23 protein-coding genes and 2 tRNA genes are annotated in these 24,332 nt (G+C 66.0%); 12 read left to right on the top strand and 13 right to left on the bottom strand.

The annotated features are described in order from the left end of the window. The first annotated feature begins 44 nt into the window (after nucleotides 1–44). Entirely contained in the window at nucleotides 45–1,328 is a 1,284-nt protein-coding gene (locus G6N08_RS11030; protein WP_163757244.1) for a diaminopimelate decarboxylase family protein, read from the top strand. 4 nt (nucleotides 1,329–1,332) lie between these two features. Here G6N08_RS11030 and G6N08_RS11025 read toward each other — a convergent pair whose 3' ends face one another. Then, entirely contained in the window at nucleotides 1,333–1,926 is a 594-nt protein-coding gene (locus G6N08_RS11025) for a TetR/AcrR family transcriptional regulator (protein WP_163760479.1), read from the bottom strand. Next, entirely contained in the window at nucleotides 1,923–2,249 is a 327-nt protein-coding gene (locus tag G6N08_RS11020; protein WP_163757242.1) for a hypothetical protein, read from the bottom strand. Before G6N08_RS11020 ends, G6N08_RS11025 begins: the two co-directional genes overlap by 4 nt. Nucleotides 2,250–2,360: 111 nt before the next feature. Here G6N08_RS11020 and G6N08_RS11015 point away from each other — a divergent pair. The 7 genes from G6N08_RS11015 (at nucleotide 2,361) to pth (ending at nucleotide 7,654) form a co-directional block, all read left to right on the top strand. Next, nucleotides 2,361–2,432, top strand: a tRNA-Gln gene (locus tag G6N08_RS11015). Nucleotides 2,433–2,591: 159 nt separating this feature from the next. Continuing rightward, entirely contained in the window at nucleotides 2,592–4,076 is a 1,485-nt protein-coding gene (glmU, locus tag G6N08_RS11010; RefSeq protein WP_163757239.1) for a bifunctional UDP-N-acetylglucosamine diphosphorylase/glucosamine-1-phosphate N-acetyltransferase GlmU, read from the top strand. Between the two features lie 93 nt (nucleotides 4,077–4,169). Next, nucleotides 4,170–5,150: a ribose-phosphate diphosphokinase gene (locus G6N08_RS11005; protein ID WP_163757237.1), complete on the top strand. Its 981-nt coding sequence runs from the start codon at nucleotides 4,170–4,172 to the stop codon at nucleotides 5,148–5,150. Beyond that, nucleotides 5,151–5,507 (top strand): arsenate reductase (glutaredoxin), encoded by a 357-nt coding sequence (arsC, locus tag G6N08_RS11000; RefSeq protein ID WP_163757235.1) that lies wholly within the window; start codon nucleotides 5,151–5,153, stop codon nucleotides 5,505–5,507. A 29-nt stretch (nucleotides 5,508–5,536) separates the two neighbouring features. Next, on the top strand, nucleotides 5,537–6,163 hold the full coding sequence (locus G6N08_RS10995; protein WP_163760477.1) for an LpqN/LpqT family lipoprotein: 627 nt from the start codon (nucleotides 5,537–5,539) through the stop codon (nucleotides 6,161–6,163). 240 nt (nucleotides 6,164–6,403) lie between these two features. Then, nucleotides 6,404–7,066: a 50S ribosomal protein L25/general stress protein Ctc gene (locus G6N08_RS10990; RefSeq protein WP_163757233.1), complete on the top strand. Its 663-nt coding sequence runs from the start codon at nucleotides 6,404–6,406 to the stop codon at nucleotides 7,064–7,066. Nucleotides 7,067–7,078: 12 nt separating this feature from the next. Next, on the top strand, nucleotides 7,079–7,654 hold the full coding sequence (gene pth, locus G6N08_RS10985; protein WP_163757230.1) for an aminoacyl-tRNA hydrolase: 576 nt from the start codon (nucleotides 7,079–7,081) through the stop codon (nucleotides 7,652–7,654). Between the two features lie 62 nt (nucleotides 7,655–7,716). On the opposite strand, the gene G6N08_RS10980 is transcribed toward pth, so the two are convergent. The 5 genes from G6N08_RS10980 to G6N08_RS10960 form a co-directional block, all read right to left on the bottom strand. Continuing rightward, on the bottom strand, nucleotides 7,717–9,351 hold the full coding sequence (locus tag G6N08_RS10980) for a fatty acyl-AMP ligase (RefSeq protein ID WP_163757228.1): 1,635 nt from the start codon (nucleotides 9,349–9,351) through the stop codon (nucleotides 7,717–7,719). A gap of 316 nt (nucleotides 9,352–9,667) precedes the next feature. Beyond that, entirely contained in the window at nucleotides 9,668–10,621 is a 954-nt protein-coding gene (locus G6N08_RS10975; protein WP_163757226.1) for a 4-(cytidine 5'-diphospho)-2-C-methyl-D-erythritol kinase, read from the bottom strand. Nucleotides 10,622–10,661: 40 nt separating this feature from the next. Further along, a complete protein-coding gene (gene rsmA, locus G6N08_RS10970; RefSeq protein WP_163757224.1) occupies nucleotides 10,662–11,609 on the bottom strand; it encodes a 16S rRNA (adenine(1518)-N(6)/adenine(1519)-N(6))-dimethyltransferase RsmA in 948 nt (315 codons plus the stop codon). Continuing rightward, a complete protein-coding gene (locus G6N08_RS10965; protein WP_218033373.1) occupies nucleotides 11,582–12,709 on the bottom strand; it encodes a resuscitation-promoting factor in 1,128 nt (375 codons plus the stop codon). Before G6N08_RS10965 ends, rsmA begins: the two co-directional genes overlap by 28 nt. Nucleotides 12,710–12,855: 146 nt before the next feature. After that, nucleotides 12,856–13,722: a TatD family hydrolase gene (locus G6N08_RS10960; RefSeq protein WP_174813288.1), complete on the bottom strand. Its 867-nt coding sequence runs from the start codon at nucleotides 13,720–13,722 to the stop codon at nucleotides 12,856–12,858. Nucleotides 13,723–13,741: 19 nt separating this feature from the next. Here G6N08_RS10960 and metG point away from each other — a divergent pair, with 19 nt between their 5' ends. Together metG and G6N08_RS10950 are read left to right on the top strand one after the other, a co-directional pair. Further along, nucleotides 13,742–15,286, top strand: coding sequence for a methionine--tRNA ligase (gene metG / locus G6N08_RS10955; RefSeq protein ID WP_163757222.1), 1,545 nt, complete (start codon nucleotides 13,742–13,744; stop codon nucleotides 15,284–15,286). Between the two features lie 214 nt (nucleotides 15,287–15,500). Further along, a complete protein-coding gene (locus G6N08_RS10950) occupies nucleotides 15,501–16,763 on the top strand; it encodes an aminodeoxychorismate synthase component I (protein WP_218033403.1) in 1,263 nt (420 codons plus the stop codon). On the opposite strand, the gene rsmI is transcribed toward G6N08_RS10950, so the two are convergent. Further along, entirely contained in the window at nucleotides 16,719–17,555 is an 837-nt protein-coding gene (gene rsmI / locus G6N08_RS10945) for a 16S rRNA (cytidine(1402)-2'-O)-methyltransferase (RefSeq protein ID WP_163757218.1), read from the bottom strand. The two genes, G6N08_RS10950 and rsmI, sit on opposite strands and share 45 nt — an antisense overlap. Before the next feature lie 24 nt (nucleotides 17,556–17,579). Between rsmI and G6N08_RS10940 the strand changes: the two genes are divergently transcribed. Further along, the gene (locus tag G6N08_RS10940) at nucleotides 17,580–19,136 is read left to right on the top strand and encodes a dolichyl-phosphate-mannose--protein mannosyltransferase (protein ID WP_163757216.1); all 1,557 of its coding nucleotides are present in this window, start codon (nucleotides 17,580–17,582) and stop codon (nucleotides 19,134–19,136) included. 110 nt (nucleotides 19,137–19,246) lie between these two features. Here the strand turns inward: G6N08_RS10940 and arcA are convergent, their stop codons facing one another. Next, a complete protein-coding gene (gene arcA, locus G6N08_RS10935; RefSeq protein ID WP_163757214.1) occupies nucleotides 19,247–20,455 on the bottom strand; it encodes an arginine deiminase in 1,209 nt (402 codons plus the stop codon). A gap of 119 nt (nucleotides 20,456–20,574) precedes the next feature. On the opposite strand from arcA, the gene G6N08_RS10930 reads away from it, so the two are divergent. Next, nucleotides 20,575–21,174, top strand: a complete 600-nt coding sequence (locus G6N08_RS10930) for an alpha-ketoglutarate-dependent dioxygenase AlkB (RefSeq protein ID WP_218033372.1) — start codon at nucleotides 20,575–20,577, stop codon at nucleotides 21,172–21,174. Nucleotides 21,175–21,211: 37 nt separating this feature from the next. Here the strand turns inward: G6N08_RS10930 and G6N08_RS10925 are convergent, their stop codons facing one another. The 4 genes from G6N08_RS10925 to G6N08_RS10910 all read right to left on the bottom strand — a co-directional run bounded on the left by G6N08_RS10925 (nucleotide 21,212) and on the right by G6N08_RS10910 (nucleotide 24,279). Then, nucleotides 21,212–21,862: a DUF5642 family protein gene (locus G6N08_RS10925; protein ID WP_163757211.1), complete on the bottom strand. Its 651-nt coding sequence runs from the start codon at nucleotides 21,860–21,862 to the stop codon at nucleotides 21,212–21,214. 28 nt (nucleotides 21,863–21,890) lie between these two features. Continuing rightward, nucleotides 21,891–22,562 carry a DUF5642 family protein gene (locus G6N08_RS10920; RefSeq protein WP_170301300.1) on the bottom strand — a complete coding sequence of 224 codons (672 nt, stop codon included), beginning with the start codon at nucleotides 22,560–22,562 and terminating at the stop codon, nucleotides 21,891–21,893. Between the two features lie 24 nt (nucleotides 22,563–22,586). Beyond that, complete coding sequence (gene pat, locus G6N08_RS10915) at nucleotides 22,587–23,582, bottom strand: acetyltransferase Pat (protein WP_163757210.1); 996 nt, start codon at nucleotides 23,580–23,582, stop codon at nucleotides 22,587–22,589. A gap of 621 nt (nucleotides 23,583–24,203) precedes the next feature. Continuing rightward, nucleotides 24,204–24,279 (bottom strand) — tRNA-Ala (locus G6N08_RS10910). Nucleotides 24,280–24,332 lie beyond the last annotated feature (53 nt).

Below are 24,332 nucleotides of genomic sequence, written 5' to 3'. Positions count from 1 at the left end.
TAAGGAAGGCCACATCTGCTGCGGCTCAGGCGCACCGTGAATGCATGAGCACAACCTTGGTGGACGTCCTGCCGTCCGTCGGCCGTGCCGCCCCACCGCGGTTCGATCCGTTGATCTGGCCGATCACCACACACGCCGACGAGGAGGGCCGGCTCTGTATTGGCGAGGTGCCGGTGACCGATATCGCCGACCAGTTTCGAACGCCGGTTTACGTGCTCGACGAAACCGACTTCCGGTATCGCGCCCGCCGTTATCGCAAGGTGTTGCGCGGCGCCGAAATCGTCTACTCCGCTGCAGCGTTGCTGACCATCGCGGTGGCGCGATGGGCACGCGAAGAGGGCCTTGGCCTCGCTGTGTGCTCAGCCGGTGAGCTGACGACCGCGATAGGCGGTGGTGTCGACCCGGCCCGCATCGTCATGCACGGCAACGCCAGATCGGTCGAGGAGTTGCGCGCGGCGGTGCGGGTGGGAGTCGGGCGCATCGTGGTTGATCCCGACATCGAAATCGCCTACCTCGCGGGCCTGGCGGCCCGCCGCCAACGGGTACTTCTCCGGGTGACACCGGGTACGGATATCCACCAGCAACCCGAGGATGTGGCGCGGGTGCTGGCCCATCACAACCTCGATCTGGTCGGGCTGCACTGCCATATCGGCTCGCAGATCACCGACGCGGCCCGCTACGGCGAGCCGATTCGGCAGATGATCGCGGCGATGGCCGACATCCATGCCCGCTGCGGCGTCATCCTCACCGAGTTGAATATCGGCGGGGGCCACGGCATCCCTTATGGCTCGAATGATCCAGAACTGGACCTCGTGCAGCTGGGCGATGTCATCGATGACACGCTGGATATGGCCTGCGCGGCGGAACGGTTTCCCCGCCCGGTTGTGGTCGTCGAACCCGGTCGGGGCATCAGCGGCCGCGCCGGTGTCACGCTGTACCGGGTGTGCTCGGTCAACACGCGGCCGGGCGGCGGGACCTCGGTCGTTGTCGACGGCGGAATGAGCGATAACCCGCAGGCAGCACGGTACCGCGCGAAATGCACTGCGGTCCTGGCGAACCGGCACTCGCTAGGGCCGAAGCAGCAGGTGAGCGTTGCAGGCCGGCACTGTGCAGCCGGCGACGAGATCGCTCATGAGATCGAGCTCCCATCCGATGTGCATCCCGGCGATCTGCTCGCGGTGGCCTGCACCGGCGCCTACCACCACAGCATGGCGTCGAACTACACCCTGGTCGGCCGACCGCCGGTGGTCGCCGTCAAGGATGGCCGCGCCCGGGAACTGGTTCGCCGCGAAACGACCGCGGACCTGCTGGCACGCGACCGGGGCTGAGGGCTTATTCGTCCTGCAGATGCGGATCGGCTTCCAGGTGAGTCAGCCCGTTCCACACCAGGTTGACCAGGTGCGCGGCCACGACTTCTTTTTTGGGTTCGCGCGCGTCAAGCCACCACTGCGCCGTCATGGACACCGAACCCACCAGCGCCTGCGCATACAGCGGCGCCATGTCCGGGTCCAGGCCCCGGCGGGCGAAGTCGCCGGCCAGGATCGAGCTGACCTGGCTGACCGCATCGTTGAGCAGGGTGGAATAGGTGCCCGAGGTGATCGCCGCGGGGGAGTCGCGGATGAGGATGCGAAACCCGTCGGTGCGCTCTTCGACGTAGGTCAGCAACGCCAGCGCGACCCGCTCCACCCGTACCCGGGAGCGGTTATTGGTCAGCGAGGACGTGATGCCGTCCAGCAGCGCCGACATCTCCCGGTCGACGACCACGGCATATAGCCCCTCCTTGCCGCCGAAATGCTCGTAGACGACCGGTTTCGACACATTGGCCCGCTGCGCGATCTCCTCGATGGAGGTCCCGTCGTAACCACGTTCGGCAAACAGCGACCGCGCAATATCGATGAGTTGATGTCGGCGCTCACTCCCGGTCATCCTGGCCCGCGGTGCGCGCACCTCCTTTTCCGGCGCTGCCACCCTCCCAGCGTATCGGTTGGCCGACCCGATTTTGACTCCTCCTCGGGCCGCAACCGGCCCGCATCGTCGTCGGACCGGGCCCAATTGTCCGACTCCTCCTCGGGCCGCAACCGGCCCACATCGTCGTCGGACCGGGCCCAATTGTCCAACTCCTCCTCGGGCCGCAACCGGCCCACATCGTCGTCGGACCGGGCCCAATTGTCCAACTCCTCCTCGGGCCGCAACCGGCCCACATCGTCGTCGGACCGGGCCCAATTGTCCAACTCCTCCTCGGGCCGCAACCGGCCCGCATCGTCGTCGGACTAAAGTCACGGGAGAATCAGTGGCGCAGTCCGTCGCTGTGGCCGCCGCAGCTCAGCGGTCGGTCATCGTGGCTGACTGCCACCGAACGATCCGTCGTGGTGTAATCGGCAGCACATCAGATTTTGGTTCTGAGAGTTCAGGTTCGAGTCCTGGCGACGGAGCAGATCGCGGCCCTGTCGGGACACGATGCCCACGGGGCGCCCCGGCGCCGCACGGTCCAGGTTCACAATTTGCCGCAAATTTTGCCCGGCACGGGCAGAAGATGACACGCTGGACGGCATGTCGGCGGTCACAGCCACGCCCACGTGGGAAAGGTGTTCATGACGACTCAAGGCGAATCGGCGGTCCTGGTTCTGGCGGCAGGGGCCGGCACCCGAATGCGGTCGGACACCCCGAAGGTGCTGCACACTCTCGCCGGCCGCAGCATGCTGTCCCACTCGCTGCATGCGGTCGCCAAACTCGCGCCGCAGCATGTCGTCGTGGTCCTCGGCCAGGATCACCAACTCATTGCGCCGGCGATCGCTGAGCTGGCGGACACGCTCGGGCGCCCGATCGACATCGCGATACAAGACCGACCGCTCGGCACCGGACACGCCGTGCTGTGCGGCCTGTCTGCGCTGCCTGATAATTACAGCGGTGTCGTGGTAGTCACCTCCGGTGACATCCCGCTGCTGGATGCCGAGACTCTGGCCGACCTGATCGCGGGCCACAGCTCATGGTCGGCGGCGGTGACCGTGCTGACCACGACCCTCAGCGACCCCACCGGCTACGGTCGCATCCTGCGCACCCAGGACCACGAAGTGATCGGGATCGTCGAGCAAGCCGACGCCACCCCGTCGCAGCGGCAGATTCGCGAAGTCAACGCCGGGGTTTATGCCTTCGACATCGCCCCCCTGCGTTCGGCGCTGAGCCGTCTCTCCGCCGACAATGCCCAACACGAGCTCTACCTCACCGATGTCGTCGCCATCCTCCGGCAAGACGGCCAGCCCGTCCGTGCCCGGCACGTCGATGACAGCGCGCTGGTCGCCGGCGTCAACAACCGGGTGCAGCTGGCCGAACTGAGCGCCGAACTGAACCGCCGCATCGTGGCCACCCACCAACTGGCCGGTGTGACGATTGTCGATCCGGCGACCACGTGGATCGACATCGACGTGACGATCGGCCGCGACACCGTGATCCAGCCGGGAACGCAGTTGCTGGGCCGCACCCGCGTCGGCGCGGGTTGCGTCGTCGGCCCAGACACCACCCTGACCGACGTGACCGTCGGGGAGCGCGCATCTGTGGTCCGCACCCATGGGATATCCGCGTCGATCGGTGAGGGCGCCGCGGTGGGCCCATTCACGTACCTACGGCCCGGGACTGTGCTGGGCGCCGACGGCAAACTCGGGGCGTTTGTGGAGACGAAAAACTGCACCATCGGCACCGGCACTAAGGTGCCGCACCTGACCTACGTCGGCGACGCCGATATCGGGGAGCACAGCAATATCGGCGCGTCCAGTGTGTTCGTCAACTATGACGGCGAATCCAAGCAGCGAACCACTGTCGGCTCGCATGTGCGCGCCGGGTCCGACACCATGTTCGTGGCGCCGGTTACCGTCGGAGACGGCGCATACACCGGCGCCGGGACGGTCGTCCGCCACGACGTCCCACCGGGCGCGTTGGCAGTGTCAGCCGGCTCACAACGCAATATCGACGGCTGGGTTCTGCGTAAACGCCCGGGAAGTGCGGCCGCCCAAGCAGCTGAGAAAGCACGTGCCGCCGCAAAGCACTCAGCACCGCCACACCGGCCCGATCAAGCACCGTGATTTTCGCTGCCGATTCGGCAACCCCCGCACTCCTACCCGTGTTCGGCTACGTACGATAAAGCGGACACAATCCCGAGCGGCGGGGGCAGCACGTTGAGCCACGATTGGACGGACAACCGCAAAAACCTGATGCTGTTCGCCGGCCGCGCTCATCCCGAGCTGGCCGAGCAGGTCGCTAAGGAGCTCAACGTCCACGTCACCGCCCAGACCGCCCGGGATTTCGCCAACGGCGAGATCTTCGTGCGCTACCACGAATCGGTGCGCGGCTGCGACGCGTTCGTGCTGCAATCACATCCCGAGCCGCTGAACAAGTGGTTGATGGAACAGCTGATCATGCTGGACGCGCTCAAACGCGGCAGCGCCAAACGGATCACCGCCATTTTGCCGTTCTATCCTTACGCCCGACAGGACAAGAAACACCGCGGGCGCGAACCGATCTCGGCGCGCCTTGTCGCCGACCTGCTCAAGACGGCGGGCGCTGACCGGATTGTGACCGTCGACCTGCACACCGATCAGATCCAAGGCTTTTTCGACGGACCAGTCGACCACATGCGCGCCCAGCACCTGCTGACCGCCTACATCAAGGACAACTATTCCGGCCACGACATGGTGGTGGTCTCCCCCGATTCCGGCCGGGTCCGCATCGCCGAGAAATGGGCCGACTCGCTGGGCGGTGTCCCCTTGGCTTTTATCCACAAGACCCGTGATCCCCGGGTCCCCAACCAGGTCAAATCCAACCGGGTCGTCGGCGAAGTCACCGGCAAGACATGCATCCTGATCGATGACATGATCGACACCGGCGGCACCATTGCCGCCGCGGTGCCACTGCTGCACGACGCCGGCGCCGGCGATGTGATCGTCGCGGCAACCCACGGCGTGCTCTCCAACCCTGCGCCGCAGCAGCTGGCTCAATGCGGTGCCCGCGAGGTCATCGTCACCAACACGCTACCGATCGGTGAGGATAAACGTTTCCCTCAGCTCACCGTCCTTTCCATCGCGCCGCTGCTGGCCAGTACGATTCGGGCGGTCTTCGAAAACGGTTCAGTGACAGGGTTATTCGACGGGGACGCATAGATGGCTCGAAGGGTGAACAACACCGTCATTTATCACAACCCCAAATGCAACACATCACGTAAAACCCTGGAGTTGCTGCGGGATAACGGAGTAGAACCCACGATCATCGAGTATCTAAAGACTCCACCGTCGCGTGACGAGTTGCTGACGATGATCCGCGACGCTGGCATCGACACGCGCACCGCGGTACGCAGGCGCGAACCGCTGTACGCCGAACTTAACCTGGCCAGCGCGACGGACGACGAGCTGCTCGACGCGATGGTCGAACACCCCATCCTCATCGAACGCCCCTTCGTCGTCACACGCAAAGGCACCCGGCTGGCCCGCCCGGCTGAGGTGGTGCGCGATATTCTGTGACGGCACCTGCCCGGTTGGCCGTTGTCGCGATGGTTTCGCTGACAGCCTGGCTCGTCGGCTGCGAACCAAAAACTCCTGACTACCAATCGATCTGGACAACCACCACAACTACGGCATCTTCTACTTCAACGGGTACGACGACGCCGGTTCCCTTCGGACAGTACCTCAACAACCTCGGTGTGGCCGGAGAGCAGGTGGCACCGGACACGCTGACCGATCTGACCGTGTCGATGCCGACCCCGCCGGGCTGGGCCAAATACAGCAACCCCAACGTTCCGCCGGCTACCGAGGTCATCGCCAAGGGCGGTCCCTATCCGAATGCCATGCTGTCGGTGTTCAAGCTGCGCGGGGACTTCGACGCCGCCGACGCGGTTAAACACGGTTTCGACGACGCTGAACTGGCGGAGAACTTCAAGCGGCTGGACGCCTCTACGGCCGATTTCCGCGGCTTTCCGTCGGCGATGATCCAAGGCAGTTACGACCTGGGCGGTAAGCGATTGCACAGCTGGAGCCGGATCGTCATCGCTACCGGGGCGCCGCCGGCGAGCCAACGCTACCTGGTTCAACTGACGATCACCAGCCTGGCCGATCAGGCTTACGCCCAGGCTTCCGACGTCGAAGCGATCATCGCCGGGTTCACCGTCGCCGCCAAGTAGCCGACTAGCTCAGCCGCCGCCAAGTAGCCGGGTAGCTCAGCCGCCGCCAAGTAGCCGGGTAGCTCAGCCGCCGCGGAGACGCCCGCGGGCACCAGATTTCCGCTCTCAGGCACAGGTGCGCTAACCTGTGCGGGCGTCACGGCGAGGGTGGCTGGTCCAGGAGCCACCGTTATCGACGGACACCGATGTCGAGGTTGCCGCGATTCCCGTCGTGCCGCGGAGGAAGACAGGAGCGACACCATGGCAAAACCGGCGACTTCGGTAACCAACCAGCTCAGCGCGTCGGTGCGGACCGAGACCGGTAAAGGCGCTTCCCGGCGCGCCCGGCGCAACGGCAAGATCCCGGCAGTTCTCTATGGTCACGGCGCCGACCCTCAGCACCTGGAGCTGCCCGCACACGAATTCGCGGCTGTGCTGCGCCGGGCCGGCACCAACGCAGTGCTGACCCTCGATATTGAGGGTAAGCAGCAACTGGCGTTGACGAAGGCGATCGACATTCATCCGATCCGGCGCACCGTCCAGCACGCCGACCTGCAGATCGTGCGCCGCGGGGAAAAGGTCGTCGTCGAAGTCGGCGTCGACATCGAAGGTGAAGCCGCGCCTGGCACTCTGGTCACCCAGGAAGCCGGCACCATAGAAATCGAAGCCGAAGCGCTCTCCATCCCCGAGCAAGTGACCGTTTCGGTTGAGGGCGCTGAACCCGACACGCAGTTCACCGCGGGGCAGATTCCGCTGCCATCAGGGGTCAGGCTGGTGTCCGACCCGGACTTGCTCGTCGTCAACGTCGGCTATGCGCCGACCGCCGAGCAGCTCGAAGCCGAGGGGGCCGGAGCGGTGCCCGAAGCGGCGCCGGCAGCCGAGGAAGCCGAAGCAACCGAGGCCGCGACCCCCGAGTCCGAGTAGACAGTTGGCGAGATGGCCGAACCGCTGTTAGTGGTCGGCCTGGGCAACCCGGGACCGCACTATGCGCACACCCGGCATAATCTGGGCTTCATGGTCGCCGACCTGCTTGCCGCGCGACTGGGTTCGAAATTCAAGGTGCACAAGCGTTCCGGCGCCGAGGTTGTCACCGGCCGGCTGGGCGGGCGCCCGGTGGTGCTGGCCAAGCCGCGCAGTTACATGAACGAATCCGGCCGCCACGTGCTACCGCTGGCGAAGTTCTACTCGGTGTCGCCACCCGATATCATCGTCATCCACGACGACCTGGATCTCGAGTTCGGGCGCATCCGGCTCAAACGCGGCGGCGGCGAGGGCGGTCACAACGGGCTACGGTCGGTGGCAGCTGCGTTGGGCACCAAAGACTTTCAGCGAGTGCGCATCGGGATCGGCCGCCCGCCCGGGCGTAAAGACCCAGCGGATTTCGTGTTGGAACCTTTCACCGCCACCGAGCGGCCCGAGGTACCTGCCATCTGCGAACAGGCCGCCGACGCGACCGAGCTGCTGATCCGGTTGGGGTTGGAGCCAGCCCAGAATCACGTCCACGCCTGGTAATCGGCCGCCGCGCGCGGGCAAGGCGCCGTTGAGCACACAGGGAAGACGCGAACCGCTGATTCTCAGGTAACCAGCGTGACGGAGTTGGCTCGGCGCAGCTTGCCCGACGGCGTCTTGGGAATGGTCCCCGGTCCGAGTACCACGACGTTGCGTGGCCGCACATCCACCTCGGTAAGCACCTCATGCGCCACTTCATGTTCGATGCGACGCACTTCAGCGGGATTATCGAAAGCATTGGACTCCACCGCAACGGCGAATGTCTCACGCGAGTGTCCGGCATCCAGCCGCACCGCGACCGCGCAGCCGGGACGCACACCGTCGACGCGGCACGCCGCGCGTTCGATGTCGGTCGGGTAAATGTTGCGGCCGGCCATGATAATGACGTCTTTGACACGGCCGCACACCACAATGTGTCCCTCCTCGGTCAAATAACCGAGGTCGCCCGTGTCATACCAGCCGTGCTCATCCTGCGCCGGAATAAACCCACCCATCGTGATGTAGCCCGGGGTCAACGGCTCACCGCGTAACTCGATCACACCAACACCGCGCGGCGGCAGCACATTGCCGTCCTCGTCGACAACGCGCGCCTCAATGCCGTCGAGCACCGGCCCCAGCGAAGCCAGCCGACGGGTGTTGCCCTTGGTCGCGGGCACCGCGCGGCGGAGCGCACTCAGCAGGTCAGCATCAACTTCATCGACGATCAACCCGGCACCGAGCGGCGAGAACGACACTGCCAGCGTGGTTTCGGCCATGCCATACGCCGGCATGATGGCTTCCGGCCGCAGCCCGAAAGGCCGACCCGCGTCGATCAAGTCTTCGACGTCGTCCGGGTCCACCGGTTCGGCACCCGACATCGCAATCCGCAGTGTCGACAAGTCGAACTGACCCGGTTTGGCTTGTTTGCGCAGCCGCTTGGCGAACAACGAATAGGCAAAATTCGGGCCGCAAATGAATGTGCCCCGGTACTTGTCGATCAATTTGGCCCACAGCAGCGTGTCACGCAGGAAGTCCATCGGCGTGACTTTCACCAGCTCGGCACCGAAGTACATCGGCACGGTCAAAAAGCCGATCATGCCCATGTCGTGGAAACAGGGCAGCCAGCTGATCATCACATCGGTTTCGAGGTCGTACTTCACGCCGACGAACATGGCCTCGACGTTGGAGTACACGTTGCGGTGGGTGATCAGGACAGCCTTCGGAGAACCTGTCGAACCGGACGTCAACTGCATCAGTGCCAGGTCATCCTCATCGGTGTCGACGGGGTCGATCGGATCGGCGGCCAGCAGCTGCTCGACAGTCAGCACCGTGACACCACGCTGCTTCAGCACGGGCGCGGCCGCCATGAACGGATCGGAGACGATCACCGCTTTCGCCTCGATCATGTCGATGACGTTGGTGGTGTCGACCGCCCACGAGGCCAAGTCGGTGCGCGGCGTCGGCTGGTGCAGCATCGTCAGACTGGCTCCGCGCATCCACAGCCCTTGTGCCGTCGGCGCGATCTCAACCGGGGCACCCACCAGCACGCCGACCGCGTCACCGTGGCCGATCCCGGCCTCGGCCAGCCCTCCAGCCACCCTGCGCGCACGCTCATGCACTTCGCGCCAGGTGTGCCGGACCGGATTATGCGGTTCACCGGTGACCATCCCGCGTGGGCTCTCGTGAGCGTTGCGGAACATCTTCTCGGTAAACCTGCTCACGACAACCTCCTCTGTTCCGGCGCCGGCGCTTCCGGGGCCGGAGATCTCATATTCCGTCGGCTAGACAGCGCTTCGCGAGAGGCGCGCGCACACAATTGGGCAGCGGTTCTGTCTCGAATCGGTGATGAGCCAGAGACCGGATGCACGATGACGTGATCAGCCAGGACACGGTGACCATCGGGGTCCGCTGACGACCCACCGGCATGAACGGCGGGTGAACGGAACGGGCACACCGCTTGACCTCTACTCGTCACCGCGCAACATCTTAAGCTCCTCTTAAGTAACCACCAAACTATCGCACGATTTGCGGTCCAGGTCACACTCCGCTGACCGGAGCGGGTACGACGCGGGCGCCATGCACCGGCCCGCTGGCGACGCGGACGGTACGGCAGACACCGGCACCGGACAACTGTGTGCCGATGTCGACCGCCGAACTCGCCGACACGCACAAGAATGCGCACGTTGGCCCGGAGCCGGAAACGATGCCTGCCAGGGCGCCTGCCTCCATACCGGCCCGCAAGACATGCCGTAATCCCGGGTCCAGGCTGACCGCCGCGGCTTGTAAGTCGTTGCCCAGCAGCGGCGCCAGCTGCCGCGGATCGCCGGCCGCCAGGGCCGCCAACACCGGCCCGGGTTCGCCGAGCCGAGGTGGCGAGCCGATACGCCGCAGCCGATCGAGCTCGTCGAACACCGCCGGTGTGGACAACCCCCGCTCGGCGAGCGCCAGCACCCAATGGAAGGTGCTGCGAGCCAGCACGGTGGCCAGTTCCTCGCCGCGACCCGTCCCCATGGCAGTCCCGCCGTGCAAGGCGAACGGCACGTCGCTGCCCAGCCGGGCCGCCAAGGCATGCAAGTCGCGCCGCGGCACACCCAGTTCCCAGAGGGTATTCATCGCCACCAGGACCGCCGCGGCGTCGGCGCTGCCGCCGCCCATCCCGCCGGCCACCGGGATCGCTTTGTCGATCGTGATCGACACGTCCGGTGCGCGCCCAACATGGTCGCCCATCAGCTGGGCCGCCTGCCAGGCGAGGTTGCGCTCATCGGTGGGCACCTCGTCGACGCCTTCACCGCAGACGTCGAGCGTGAGCAGGTCGCTGTTGCGCACCGTCACCTCGTCGAACAATGAGACGGCATGGAAGACCGTCGTCAGCTCGTGATAGCCGTCGTCACGGCGATCACCGACTGCCAGGTAGAGGTTGACTTTTCCCGGCACCCGGACCGTGACCGATCCCGTGGGTACCCACTCCGCAGCGGTGTTTCCGTCGGGCATCGCATGAGATTATCCCCGGGACGGCCAAAGACACACGATTTCAGCCTTGCGAGGGTGCGGTACGCCGCTGCGGTGTGTCCTGATCGCTGCCGGCGCCAGCACCCGAGTCGATCGAGCGTCGGTACAGACGCACGAATTCTTCGATGGACAGCGTCTCACCGCGCCGGGCGGGGTCGATACTGGCCGCGAGCAGCCGGCGAGCGGACTCGTTGCCGGAGCCGGCCCATGCCGCAAAGGCGTTGCGGGATGTCTTACGCCGCTGGGCAAATGCGATATCCACCAGTTCGAAAATGCGTTGGCGAAAGGCTTCATCAGTAGGCCACGGAGGGTTTTCGTACCGGCTGATCCGCACCAGCCCCGAATAGACCCGCGGAATCGGCCAGAAAACCGTCGGCGGCACCGTGCCACACCGGCGAACTCGGCCATAGAACCGCACTTTGGCGCTGGGTGCGCCATAGTCCTTGCCGCCCGGCTCGGCGGCAAGTCGTTCGGCGACTTCCGCTTGCACCATCACCATTGCGAGGCGGACGGACGGAAGTTCCGCGAGCAAATGCAGCAGCGCCGGAACCGCCACGGTGTACGGCAAGTTCGCCACCACAGCTGTTGGCTCGTGCGTCAGGTCCGCGCGCCGGACGGACAAAATATCGCGGTTGAGCACAGTCAGCCGATGAATTTCGCTGTTCGAATGCTCGGCAATAGTTTTGGGCAACTGAGCTGCCAGCACCGGGTCGATTTCGACGGCACTGACCGTGGCACCACGGTCAAGCAGTGCCAGTGTGAGTGACCCGAGGCCGGGCCCGACCTCGAGGACATGATCATGCCGGTTGACTCCCGACGCCGACACTACCCGGCGCACGGTGTTGGCGTCGTGAACGAAGTTTTGACCTAACGATTTTCGAGGCCGGAACTCGAGTTCTTTGGCCAGGCGCCTGATTTCGCTCCGGCCAAGCAGACGGATCGTCAGTTGGCACCCACTCGGGCACTGCACGTCGGCCAGGCACCCCATCCCTGGCGCGCCCGCACTATCTCGGCGACAGCGATCTGCTCTTCTCGGGTAGCGAGGTCGGCGCGAGCGGCATACTGCAGACCTCCGTTGCGTTCCCAGGTGCCCTGGTCGAATTGAACTCCGCCGTAGTAGCCGTTGCCGGTATTGATGGCCCAGTTTCCGCCGGCCTCACAGGCGGCGATGGCATCCCAGACCGCTGGGTTGGCCACCGGAGGCACCTCGGTGCCCGGCTTGGTGCCGACCCGCACCACCGCCGCACGCGCGGGTGTTATCACGGTGTTGGCGATCGGCAACCGGCCGGTCTCGACGCCGTTGACCTTGGCCACCGCGAACGTCACGTCCTGGGTGCCCGGGGCGCCGGGGTCTTCGACGACCTGTCGGCTTTTGTTCATTGTCGGATCCTCGATGCGGTGTGCCGGCGGTGTCAGGGGCACCCGTTCAGTCACCTTCTCGATACGGTTGCGGGTGACTTGGATGTGCATCCCGTCAACAACGGGAGTCGTGGCGCTGGGAGTCACCTGGTCACTTTGCTCCAGCGGCGCGCCGGCGGCGGCCAGCAGATCGGCGACGCTGGGCGCGGCCAAATGCACACTGCGCACGGTCCCGGCGTCATCGATCTCCACGGTTTTGGCGCTGACCACCGGCAGCGCCATACCACTTAACGGAACGCGGCTGCCGCGCGAAGCCGCCGCCGGTGCGGTGTCGGTCATGGAGAGTTGAGCCAGCGCCTCGTCCACGGTGGATGCGGTCGTCCAGACCTGTTTGGTGTCGTGCCCGTCGAGCGAGATCTGCAACGGTCGGCTGCGTCGCAACACGATCTCGTCGGCGTCATGCAAGCGTTCACCAGCCGCCGGGTAGAGGTCGTCACGCTCCCCGACGTCGAATCCATTCTCCTTGAGGATGTCGATCACCCGCGACTTCATCGTCGTGACCGTGATCGGGGTTCCATCGACCCGCAGCTTCACCGTCTTCCGGGCCGCCACCGCGTACCCGCCCGCGGCGGTCAGCACCACCAACAGCGCAGCCACCAAGATCCGCAGGATCGGCGAAGGGGTCTGGTGCAGCTTGGTGACTATGTTCAACGCGCGTATATCCCCGACCTCGACGACACAGCAACGACACCTTCAGCCAGAAACCGAACGACATTGCCCAACCCGCCGTTCGATCACAAGACGGTAACGAACCGGCCTACATAGGGCAACTTCATCGGGGCGCTCTTAGAGGACTTTTAGAGAGTTCTGCCGGTATCCGGTATTCCGTAGACCCGGCAGGCATTGGCAGTGGTGACATGCGCCAACTCCTCGGCGGGTCGGCCGAGCAGTTCGGCCAGCGCCCGCACGGTGTAGGGCAAGCAGTAGGGCTCGTTTGGCGCGCCCCGATAGGGATGCGGCGTCAAAAACGGGGCATCCGTCTCCACCAGCAGCTGTTCGAGCGGCACCAGGGGAACGGCTTCCCGCAGGTCACGAGCATTACGGAAGGTAACCGTGCCGGACAAGCTGACCAGCCAGCCGGCGTCTGCGCACAGGCGGGCCATTGTGCTGCCCGATGAGAAGCAGTGAAAGATCACGGTGTCGGGAGCGCCTTCAGCGCCCAGCACATCGAGCACCTCGCGGTCGGCCTCGCGGTTGTGGATCATCAGCGGTTTCCCGGTGCGCTTGGCCAGCTCGATATGCCAGGCGAACGCCTCGCGCTGCGCATCGGGCTGCGCACACCCGGCGAGCCGATCCGGCCAGTACAGATCCATCCCGGTCTCGCCGATAGCCACTACCCGCGGATGGGCGGTGAGGCGTTCGATTTCGGCGCGCGCAACATCGGTGAGCGCAGTGGCGCGGGTTGGGTGCAGCGCCACGGCCGCGTAGACCCGCGGATTCCACTCGGCGGCGCGGGTCACCCAGCGTGCGGAGTCCAAATCGTCGGCGACGGTGACGACGGCCATGACACCGGCCGCCGTGGCGCGGTCCACGATGGCAGCCACCCCCTCGGGGCCCGCAGCCCCGCAGGCGTCGAGGTGGGTGTGCGCGTCCAACAACGGGGTCAATGGCTCCGGGGCGGGCGGCGCTTGGCGTTGACCAAGCCGGTTAGCGGTCACCCGCACACAATAGGGTGGAGCTCTGATGAAGCCCTACTACATCACGACCGCGATCACCTACCCCAACGCCGCACCACACCTGGGGCACGTGTACGAGTACATCGCCGCCGACGCGATTGCCCGGTTCAAGCGGCTCGACGGCTTCGACGTTCGCTTTCAGACCGGCACCGATGAGCACGGCCTCAAGGTCGCGCAAGCCGCCGCGGCCGAGGGGCTGCCGACCGCCGAGCTGGCGCGGCGCAACTCGGATGTGTTTCAGCACCTGCAGGAAAGGCTCAACATCTCCTTCGACCGGTTCATCCGCACCACCGATCCGGACCACTACGAAGCGTCCCAGGCGATTTGGCGGCGGATGGCGGCGGCCGGTGATATCTACCTGGACACCTATTCGGGGTGGTACTCGGTGCGTGACGAGCGGTTTTTCGTCGAATCGGAAACCACCGTGCTCGAGGACGGGACCCGGGTGGCGAGCGAAACCGGTGCCCCGGTGACCTGGACCGAGGAACAGACCTGTTTCTTCCGGCTCTCCGCGTACGCCGACAAACTGCTGGCTCACTATGAGGCCAACCCGGATTTCATCGCCCCCGAGGCGCGCCGCAACGAGGTCGTCAGCTTTGTCTCCGCCGGGCTGCGTGACCTGTCGATCTCGCGCACCTCATTCGACTGGGGTGTGCCGGTGCCCGGGCACCCCGGCCACGTCATGTACGTCTGGGTGGACGCGCTGACCAACTACCTCACCGGGGTCGGCTACCCCGACACCGGTTCGGACCTGTTCCGCCGGTACTGGCCCGCCGACCTGCACATGATCGGCAAGGACATCATCCGGTTTCACGCCGTGTACTGGCCGGCGTTTTTGATGTCCGCCGGAATCGAACTGCCCCGAAGGGTTTTCGCTCACGGGTTTCTGCTCAACCGGGGCGAGAAAATGAGCAAGTCGGTGGGCAATGTCATCGACCCGGTGGAGCTGGTCGAGCGGTTCGGGGTCGACCAGGTGCGCTACTTCCTGTTGCGGGAGGTCCCGTTCGGCCAGGACGGCAGCTACAGCGACGAGGCGATCATCACCCGGATCAATACCGATCTGGCCAATGAGCTGGGCAACCTGGCCCAACGGTCGCTGTCGATGGTGGCCAAGAACCTCGACGGAATCGTCCCTGCACCAGGAGATTTCACCAGTGATGACGAGGACCTGCTGGCGGCTGCCGATGGTCTGCTGGACCGCGTGCGCGCCGCCTTCGACACCCAGGCGCTGCATGTGGCGCTGGAGGCGATCTGGCTGATGCTCGGCGCGGCGAACAAGTACTTCTCCGCACAGCAGCCGTGGGTGTTGCGCAAGAGCGAATCCGAGGAAGATCAGGCCCGTTTTCGCACCGTGCTCTACACCACCTGCGAGGTGGTGCGCATCGCGGCGCTGCTCGTTCAACCCGTCATGCCCGAATCGGCGGGCAAGCTGCTCGACCTGCTCGGCCAGCCCGCTGAACGCCGGACGTTCGCGGCGCTCGGTGAGCGTCTCGCCCCCGGCACGGTGTTGCCGCCTCCCACGGGTGTGTTCCCCCGTTATCAGCCGCAGTGAGTCGGGCCAGCCGCGCGCGTGAAGTCGAACAAGCTCAGCTCGGTGTTAGCGGCTCGCCCGCGGCCGGGTGGGTGTCGGACGAGTCCGGCAGCATCCCACCACCATGCCGACATCCAGCCGGTAAATCAGTTCTGGCGACACGCCAGATCAGCCGCGTGTAAGCGGGTGGGCGACGCTCGCGGAGCAGGCACCGGGCATCTGCCAAGCTGGAATGGTGCGAGTCGACCGGCTGGGCGATCTGGGCGGGGCACCGGGGGTGCTGCGCGCTCTCGGCGAGGCCACCAGTCGGATGGGCCTGCCACCGCCGGCCGCGCTCACCGGCGACTGGTTCGGCGCGGACGCGGTGATCGCACCGAGCGTATCGGTGCAACCGGTGGCTGTCACCGACGTGTTCGACGTCAAACCCGGCTCCGAGACGACAGCGGTGGGTGGCGGCTGGATCGGCTACCTGTCCTATCCGGACCCCGGCGCCGACGGGCGCGCCCACCGGATCCCCGAAGCCGCCGGGGGCTGGACCGACAGCCTGTTGCGCCGCGACCGCGACGGGCGGTGGTGGTACGAAAGCTTGTCCGGCACACCCATACCGGGCTGGCTGGCCGACACCTTGGCCGCCCCGGCCGCAGGGCGGCACTACCGGATCGACTGGAGCGGGGCCGATCGGGCGGCGCACCGCGCCGGGGTGCAGGCCTGCCTGGAAGCGATCAGTGCGGGCGAGGTCTATCAGGCGTGCGTGTGCACACAATTCACCGGAACGATCGCGGGGACGCCGCTGGATTTTTTCGTCGACGCGGTTGCGCGTACCGCCCCGGCCCGGGCCGCCTTTGTCGCTGGTGCATGGGGTGCGGTGGCATCCCTGTCGCCGGAGCTTTTCCTGCGCCGCTGCGGTGAGGTGGTGACGTCCAGCCCCATCAAAGGCACGCTACCGCTGGATGCCTGGCCCTCGGCGCTGCGCGCGTCGGTCAAGGACGTGGCCGAAAATGTCATGATCGTCGACCTGGTCCGCAATGACCTGAGCCGGGTGGCGGTCACCGGCAGCGTGACCGTGCCCGAGCTGTTGGTGGTGCGGCGCGCCCCCGGCGTGTGGCACCTGGTGTCGACGGTGTCAGCGCGGGTACCCGTCGACCTGGCCACGTCCACGTTGTTGGACGCCACGTTTCCGCCGGCGTCGGTCACCGGAACACCCAAACTGCGTGCTCGCCAACTGCTTTCGCGCTGGGAACAACGACGCCGCGGCGTCTACTGCGGCACAGTGGGTTTAGCATCGCCAATAGCAGGATGCGAGCTCAATGTCGCGATCCGCACCGTCGAGTTCGATACTGCCGGCGGCGCAGTGCTGGGAGTCGGTGGTGGGATCACAGCCGATTCGGACCCCGATGCGGAATGGGAGGAGTGCCTGCACAAAGCGGCACCGATCATCGGAAGTGCGGTGGCCTCAGCGTCGCGACCGCAAAACCGCCTCGTAGAGGTCACGTCGTGACGGCGCGCCCGGGGTCTCGGCGATCACCTGGGCGCACGCGTTCTTGATGCCCATCCCGGCGTCGACCCGCGCGTTTACCTGGGCCACCAATGCCGACAGGTCGGCGCACGGGTGCGCACCCTCCAGCACGACGGTGATCTCTCCGAGCACCCCGGCGGTCGCCCAGGCTGCCAGCTCGGCGAGCGATCCGCGCACCACTTCTTCGTGCGCTTTCGTCAGCTCGCGGCACACCACCGCACGCCGGGACGGCCCCAGCTGCTCGGCCGCGTCGCGCAGACATGCCGACAAGCGGCGCGGCGATTCGAAGAACACGCAGGTCCGTCGCTCGCCGGCCAGCGTGCCCAACCACGCTTTGCGCGCCGCTTGCCGGCGCGGGGCGAAACCCTCGAAACAGAACTTGTCCGACGGCAACCCGGACACCGCCAACGCCGTCGTGACCGCCGACGGTCCGGGCAGGCAGGTCACCGCCAGCCCCGCGTCGATGCAGGCGACCACCAGCCGGTGCCCCGGATCACTGATCACCGGCATACCGGCGTCGCTGACCAGCAGTACCGTCGCACCGGCCTCGATTGCGGCGACTACCGTCGGCACCCGCGCCGGCTCGTTCTGGTCGAACAGACTGACCACCTTGCCGCCGATCTGCACGCCGAGCGCCCGGGCCAGCTTGCGCACCCGCCGGGTGTCCTCGGCGGCGATCATCTCGGCGCCGCCCAGCGCGGCGATGAGCCGCGGTGAGGCGTCGCCCGGCTGGCCCAGCGGGGTCGCGGCCAGCAACAATCGACCACCACCCATGCCGCACAGCCTACGATCGATGTGATGACCGCTCTGGCCCGCGAAACTCCGCTCGCCGTCACGGAGCGCGCGGTACCCGTCATCAGCCCCGGGCCGCTGGTGCCGATCCCGGATTTCGGGCCCGCCGACCGGTCGCGCGGCTGGGTTGTCACCGCGGTGGTCACCGCGCTGGCCGCGGTGACCCGGTTCCTCAACCTCGGCTCGCCGACCGACGCCGGGACACCGATCTTCGACGAGAAGCATTACGCACCGCAGGCCTGGCAGATGCTGCACAACCACGGGGTAGAGGACAACCCCGGGTTCGGCCTGGTCGTGCACCCCCCGGTCGGCAAGCAGCTGATCGCCGTCGGCGAGGCGGTCTTCGGCTACACCGGGGTCGGCTGGCGGTTCACCGGCGCGCTGCTCGGCGTCGTCATGGTGGGCCTGGTGGTTCGGATCGTGCGGCGGATCAGCCGCTCGACGCTGGTCGGTGGCATCGCCGGGTTGCTGCTCATCGCTGACGGCGTCAGCTTCGTGGCCTCCCGCACCGCACTGCTGGACGGGTTTCTTGCGTTTTTTGTGGTAGCGGCTTTCGGCGCGCTCATCGTCGACCGCGACCAGGTCCGTCAACGGATGCACACCGTGCTGCTGCAGGGCCGCGCCGATGAGACCGAGTGGGGACCACGGCTGGGTGTGCGCTGGTGGCGGTTCGGTGCCGGGGTGTTGCTCGGATTAGCTTGCGCGACCAAGTGGTCCGGCTTGTATTTCGTGCTGTTCTTCGGCGCGATGTCGGTGGGGTTCGACATCGCCGCTCGTCGCCAGTACCGGGTGCCCAGACCGTGGCTGGGCACGCTGCGGCGCGACCTGGGACCGACGATCTATGCGCTGGGGGTGATCCCGTTCGCGGTGTATTTGGCTTCCTATGCACCGTGGTTCGCTTCCGAAACCGCGATCAACCGGCACGAGGTCGGCCAGTCGATCGGCGAGCGTAGTGTGATCCCGCTGCCCGAAGCCATCCGGTCGTTGTGGCACTACACCTACAAGGCCTACCAATTCCATGCCGGGCTGACGAATTCCGCCGGCAATTACCATCCGTGGGAGTCCAAACCGTGGGCCTGGCCGATGTCGCTGCGTCCCGTGCTCTACGCCATCGACCAGCAAAACGTTCCCGGCTGCGGCGCGCAGTCGTGTGTGAAAGCGGTGATGCTGGTCGGCACCCCCGCCATGTGGTGGCTTTCGGTTCCGGTCCTCGGCTACGCGGCCTGGCGCGCGTTCGTGCGTCAGGACTGGCGCTACGCGGCGGTGCTGATCGGCTACTGCGCCGGGTGGTTGCCGTGGTTCGCCGACATCGACCGGCAGATGTACTTCTTTTATGCGGCCGCCATGGCGCCGTTTCTGGTGATGGCGATCGCGCTGATCCTCGGCGACATCCTCTACCAACCCGGTCAAGGCGCGGAACGGCGCACGCTGGGGCTGATCGTCGTGTCGTGTTATGTCGCACTCGTGCTGACCAACTTTGCGTGGCTGTTCCCGGTGCTCACCGGTCAGCCGATCTCCCAGACCACCTGGAACATGGAGATCTGGCTACCCAGCTGGCGCTGAGGTCATGACCGTCGGCGCATAGTTGTGGCCGGCCGCCCGCGCGGCCATACCTCGATATGGGTGGTCAGCAGCCGATCATCGCGTCGCTGTCTTCCGACGCGCAGCGAAAGTCATAGCGGGTCGCGCGCGACGGGACAGGACATACAGCGCGGGCCGCCGCGCCCGGTGCCCAACTCCGAGGCCGCGATGGTCAGCACCTCGATACCCGCGTCCTGCAGGCGCGGATTGGTCTGCACGTTGCGCTCGTAGGCGACGACGACACCGGGCGCCACCGCCAGCGTGTTATTGCCGTCGTCCCACTGCTCGCGTTCAGCGATCACCGGGTCCAGCCCGGTATGAATGACGCGCAGCTTGTCGATACCCATTGCATTGGCGGCCGCGTCGATGAACCGTGCCTCTTCGCTGATCTTCAACCCGTCGAGCGTGCGCTGAATCGTGAACGCCGACAACGTGTCCACCACGTTCGCGTACATCACGACCGCGTCGGTGTCAACCATTGTGCACACCGTGTCCAGATGCATCTGCGCACGCTTTTGTTCGATCGGCACCGCCAGGACCGTATCGGCCAAGCCGTCATCGAATAGGCTGCGAGCCAGGGATTCCGCGCCGGCGGGTGTGGTCCGCTCGCCGACGCCGACCGCGACCACCCCGGGTGCGAGCAACAACACGTCGCCACCTTCCACCGGGGCGGTGTGCGATTCGTAGGCGCGGCGCACACCGGTGAACCGCGGATGGTGAGCATAAATCAGATCAGTTAACGCCGCCTCACGTGCGCGCGCCGGCAACGCCAGCGACGGAATGATCACCCGGGGACCGATCCAGATCGACGAATCACGGGTGAACACCAGGTTCGGCAGCGGTTCGATGACGAAATCCGCACCATGGTGCATAAGACGCACTAACGACACATCGGTCCTGGTGTCTGTGGGAAGTTCGGTGAAGGTCATACCGGCCATCAAGACGTGCGCCAATGCGGCGGGGGCGAGTCCTCGCAGGTACGCCGAAAGCTCCTGCGCCAACTGGAATCCGAGCCGGCGAGCGTCGACCGCGGCAGCGATGCCCTGCATCCGCGCTGCGCCGCTTTCCAGGGCCTCGGTCAGCAGGTCCGACAGCAGCAGCACTTCCACGCCGCGGGAACGCAGCAATTCCGCGAACGCGTCGTGTTCCTCCTGCGCGCGTGCGACCCAGGGCAGCCCGTCGAACAGCAGCTGGTCGTTGTTGCGCGGAGTCAGACGTTGTAACTCGGCGCCAGGGCGGTGCAGGATAGCCACCCGCAGTGTCCCGACCTCCGAATTGGAACCCAACTGGGTGACGCTCACATCTAGCACGGTAGCGCCATTAATCTCAGCGCAGCTCGTCCTCAGCCGGCTTGGCTGCGTGCCCCGCGTGGCCCGGCCGGGCTCACCTGGTCGAACGGATGTACGATAAACTGGCTGTCGTGCTGGTCCCGGTGCAGGACTCGCTGTTTGAGCTCGAGGAGCGCCGCTACCTCGGTGACGGCGCGTGGATCGAGTACCGCTCCGGCTGGTTGGCTGATGCCGACGATCTATTCGAGGCGCTGCTGCCGGGCGTACCTTGGCACGCCGAGCGCCGCCAGATGTACGACCGGGTCGTCGATGTACCCCGGCTGGTCAGTTTTCATGATCTGACCCGCGAGGATCCCCCGCATCCGCAGCTGGCTTTCCTGCGGGGACGACTCAATGACATCTACGCCGGCGAACTCGGCGAACCGTTCACCACGGTCGGGCTCTGCCTCTACCGGGATGGCTCTGACAGTGTGGCCTGGCATGGCGACACCATCGGCCGGGGCCGCACGGAGGACACCATGGTCGCGATCATCAGCCTGGGCGCGTCCCGCAACTTCGCACTCCGTCCCCGCGGCGGCGGCGGTCCTTCGCTGCGTCTGCCCCTGGGACACGGCGATCTGCTGGTCATGGGTGGGTCGTGCCAGCGTACTTGGGAGCATTCGGTTCTTAAGACGTCGGCGCCCTCCGGTCCACGGGTGAGTATTCAGTTTCGACCACGTGACGTCCGCTAGCTCTGTTATGCCGCGGCCCGCATCGCCGCCGGGCGGGTCAACTTTTGACCGCGGTCACCGCCTTGACCAGCAAGTCACGGGCCCGCTGCGTGTCGACCGAAACGACCGGCTTGCCCGGAACGACAAGCGGATTGGCGACGACGATGACCTGATATCTGCCGAAATGAGCAGAGTAGTCATATAGCTCGCCGGTGTGGGGTTTTCCATCGACGAGGGTCTGTACCACTCGGTGCACACCCAGCGTGCGGGCACCCGCGATCTGCGGCGCTTCGACAACCTCGACGACGCCACGCACCTGTCCCCCGGTGAAACCCACTTTCGCACAGTTCTGCCCGGGATCGCTCACCGGCACCGGCTGTGAGGTCTCCAGCGCGATGGTGATGAACCGGTTGCCGTCACCCTCGGCGCTCACCGCAGCCATGTTGCCCTGCAAACCGGGTGGCATCGCCTGCCCGGCGGCGAATTGCGCGCAGCCCGGCGGCTCGAATCGCAGTCCCTCGGGCAGTTTCCGGGCGCCGAACAACTTCGGGTCAATACCCGTCGGAGCGATGGTGGTGACGTGGAACTCCGGGCCGAAACTCGACTTTACGTCGGCGACCCTGGCGATATCAGCGGAATCCGCCGGTTTGCCGGACGCGCAGGCGGCCAGCCAGCACGCACACCCCATCGTGAGCACCGCCTTGACCATCGCGGCCAATCTACCCGACGCATCGTGATCAGCTGCGCAACACAGACACTGTTTTCACCAGCAGATCCGCCGCGAATCGCGGCGTGAGCGGTGCATGCAGTGATCCGGGCTCGGTTACCAGTGCCGTAAACGCGTAATAGTCACCTAAATATGCACTGAATGTATAAGTGTGAGAAATGATTTGGATGCCACCCTCAACGGATGTAGTGGTGTCAGTCGCCATACCAAGAGTCTCGGCGCCATCGATGTGCGGGGGATCGATGAGACGGACGTTAGCCTTGGCATTCCCGCCGCGCATAGTCCATTGCGCACACTGGCCAACCAGGTTTCGGTCCAGGACCAGCGGGCCCGACGGAGCCGCGGCAACGACCGCATAGACGGTACCGTCCGCACCCGAGCCCGACACACCTTGCGCGGAATCGCTGCGTCCGTGAACCGGGTCCGCGAGAACCCCGCACTGCGCGGGTTGCGCCGTCGGGCCGGCGCCGAGACCCCAGATCCCGCTCGGCGCGGAAATGCCTGTGATCTTGGTGACTTCATAGCCGCGCGGCAGGTCAGCACCGACCCTCCTGATGTTGGCGGGGTTGACCCGGGAGGGCAGAGAGGTTGGCAGCGTTTTCGGTATCGGCGAGGACGCGCAAGCGACAACCAACACAGCCACCGCGGCACCGATCACCACCGCACCACTCCGGTTCACGATCACCGCAGCCGAAGGTGCGCCATGTCAGCCGACCGCCTGGATCACCTGGCGAGCCACGCGGATGATTCGATCTGCCATGTCCTGACTGAACGGCAGGCGGCGCGGGTCCGGTACGTCGATGACCGTGGTCACTACTCCGACGTCGTCGCGTTGCCACACAGCGCCGTGGTGGTCCATGATCGCACGCATCGGTAGATTATCGGAAAGCATTCGCCCGGAAAACTTTTCGATTCCGTCCACTCGAGCGGCGAGCGAGAGCGCGCCCATCAGGAAGGTACCGACACCGCGGCCCTGGTAGGCGTCGGCCACGGTGAACGCGATTTCGGCGGTGGTTGGGTCGTGTTCGTCACGAACGAAGCGGGCGTCGGCGACCGGATAGCCGTCCGGATCGGTCACGACCCAGACAAAATGGTCGACGTAGTCGACCTCAAACAGGTATTCCATCAGCGCCGGGCTGGGCAGGCGGGGCGCCATGAACCGTCGATAAAGCGTTTCGCGGGAGAATTGGACATGCCCTTGCCTAGTGCGCTCGCTATCACCGGGCAAGACCGGCCGAAGCAGCAGTTCGGTGCCGTCGCGCAGCCGGATCGGGATTGGGGTGATGAAAGCTGCCAGACGCTGGCGCACCATGCGCAGCAGCCGCGGCATCAGGCCTGGGATATGCAGCATCCGGACGAACGCGTCGTTGTCGCCGATCCAGCCGGTCAACGGTTCGCTGGTGGTGACAGTCGCTGTCCGCGGGGTATCGCGCAGCAGGGCGATCTCCCCGACGATCGTGCCGGAAGCCACCTTCTGGACGATGACGGCGTTGTCCTCACCGATGTGCCTGACTTCGACGCTGCCGGACGAGATGAGCAGAAACGAAACGGCCCGCTCACCTTGACGCATCAGCACCTGTCCGGCCATGGCCCGCAGCGGCTGAAGGCTGGCCGCCAATGGCATCAAGTCCTCGACGGGGCATCCGTGAAAGAGCTCCATCGACGCGAGTTCGTCGGCACGCACGCCGGTCAGTTCGGCCACCGTGGCATCCCGCAGTGACAGCACACACTGGGAACTCGCGGCGAGCGCATTGCCATGAACCACCGCCCCGGTCCGGTCCCATCCGCCGCGGGCCGTCGCGGCCCCGCACGGTGCAGTCCAATTCAGGCTATGGCGTGGCCCTGGTCCCGGCAAGGAAGGCGCCGCGCGGGCTGGGGGCTTGTGGCCGCCGGTGCGCCGGCGGCACGGCGGGCATGGCCAGCCCTCGATGCCGGCGGGCGCGCCTGCGCTAGACGCTATCGGGCACGCCATGCTTGGACTGATGCAGCTGGCCCGTATGTGCTGCGTTGCACGACTCGCTATCGGCGATGGCACAGGGTTTGGTGTGATCTGGTTGACGCTGGCGGCGGCGTGGCACACCCAGGCCGCGGGCGCGCGGGAAGACCGTGACGCCGCCGCTGGCGCGTCGCATCGTTCAGACGAGGCCTATGGACCACAGGCCGTGGTGTTTTGCCCGAACTTGAGCCGAAACCCGGGCCTGGGACGGTATTGCCGCCGACGGCTTGCGCACCGGGGACACACGGGTTACCGCGCCCGCTTCTCACCGACTTCCCGCTACCGGGAGTGAGTCCCGCAGCGCTATAGTCTCACCCTCACGTTCCCTGGTGGAGCTAAGGGGATTCGAACCCCTGACCTACTCGATGCGAACGAGTCGCGCTACCAACTGCGCCATAGCCCCGTAGTCGCTAGCAGAGGTTACCAGCAGCGCGGCTGACACCGTACGCCGCCGAC

The sequence above is a fragment of the Mycobacterium botniense genome (assembly GCF_010723305.1).
In the GTDB taxonomy this organism is placed as follows: Bacteria; Actinomycetota; Actinomycetes; order Mycobacteriales; family Mycobacteriaceae; genus Mycobacterium; species Mycobacterium botniense.
Note: the sequence above shows the minus strand (reverse complement) of the source record. Positions and strands in the feature narration are given on the sequence as shown.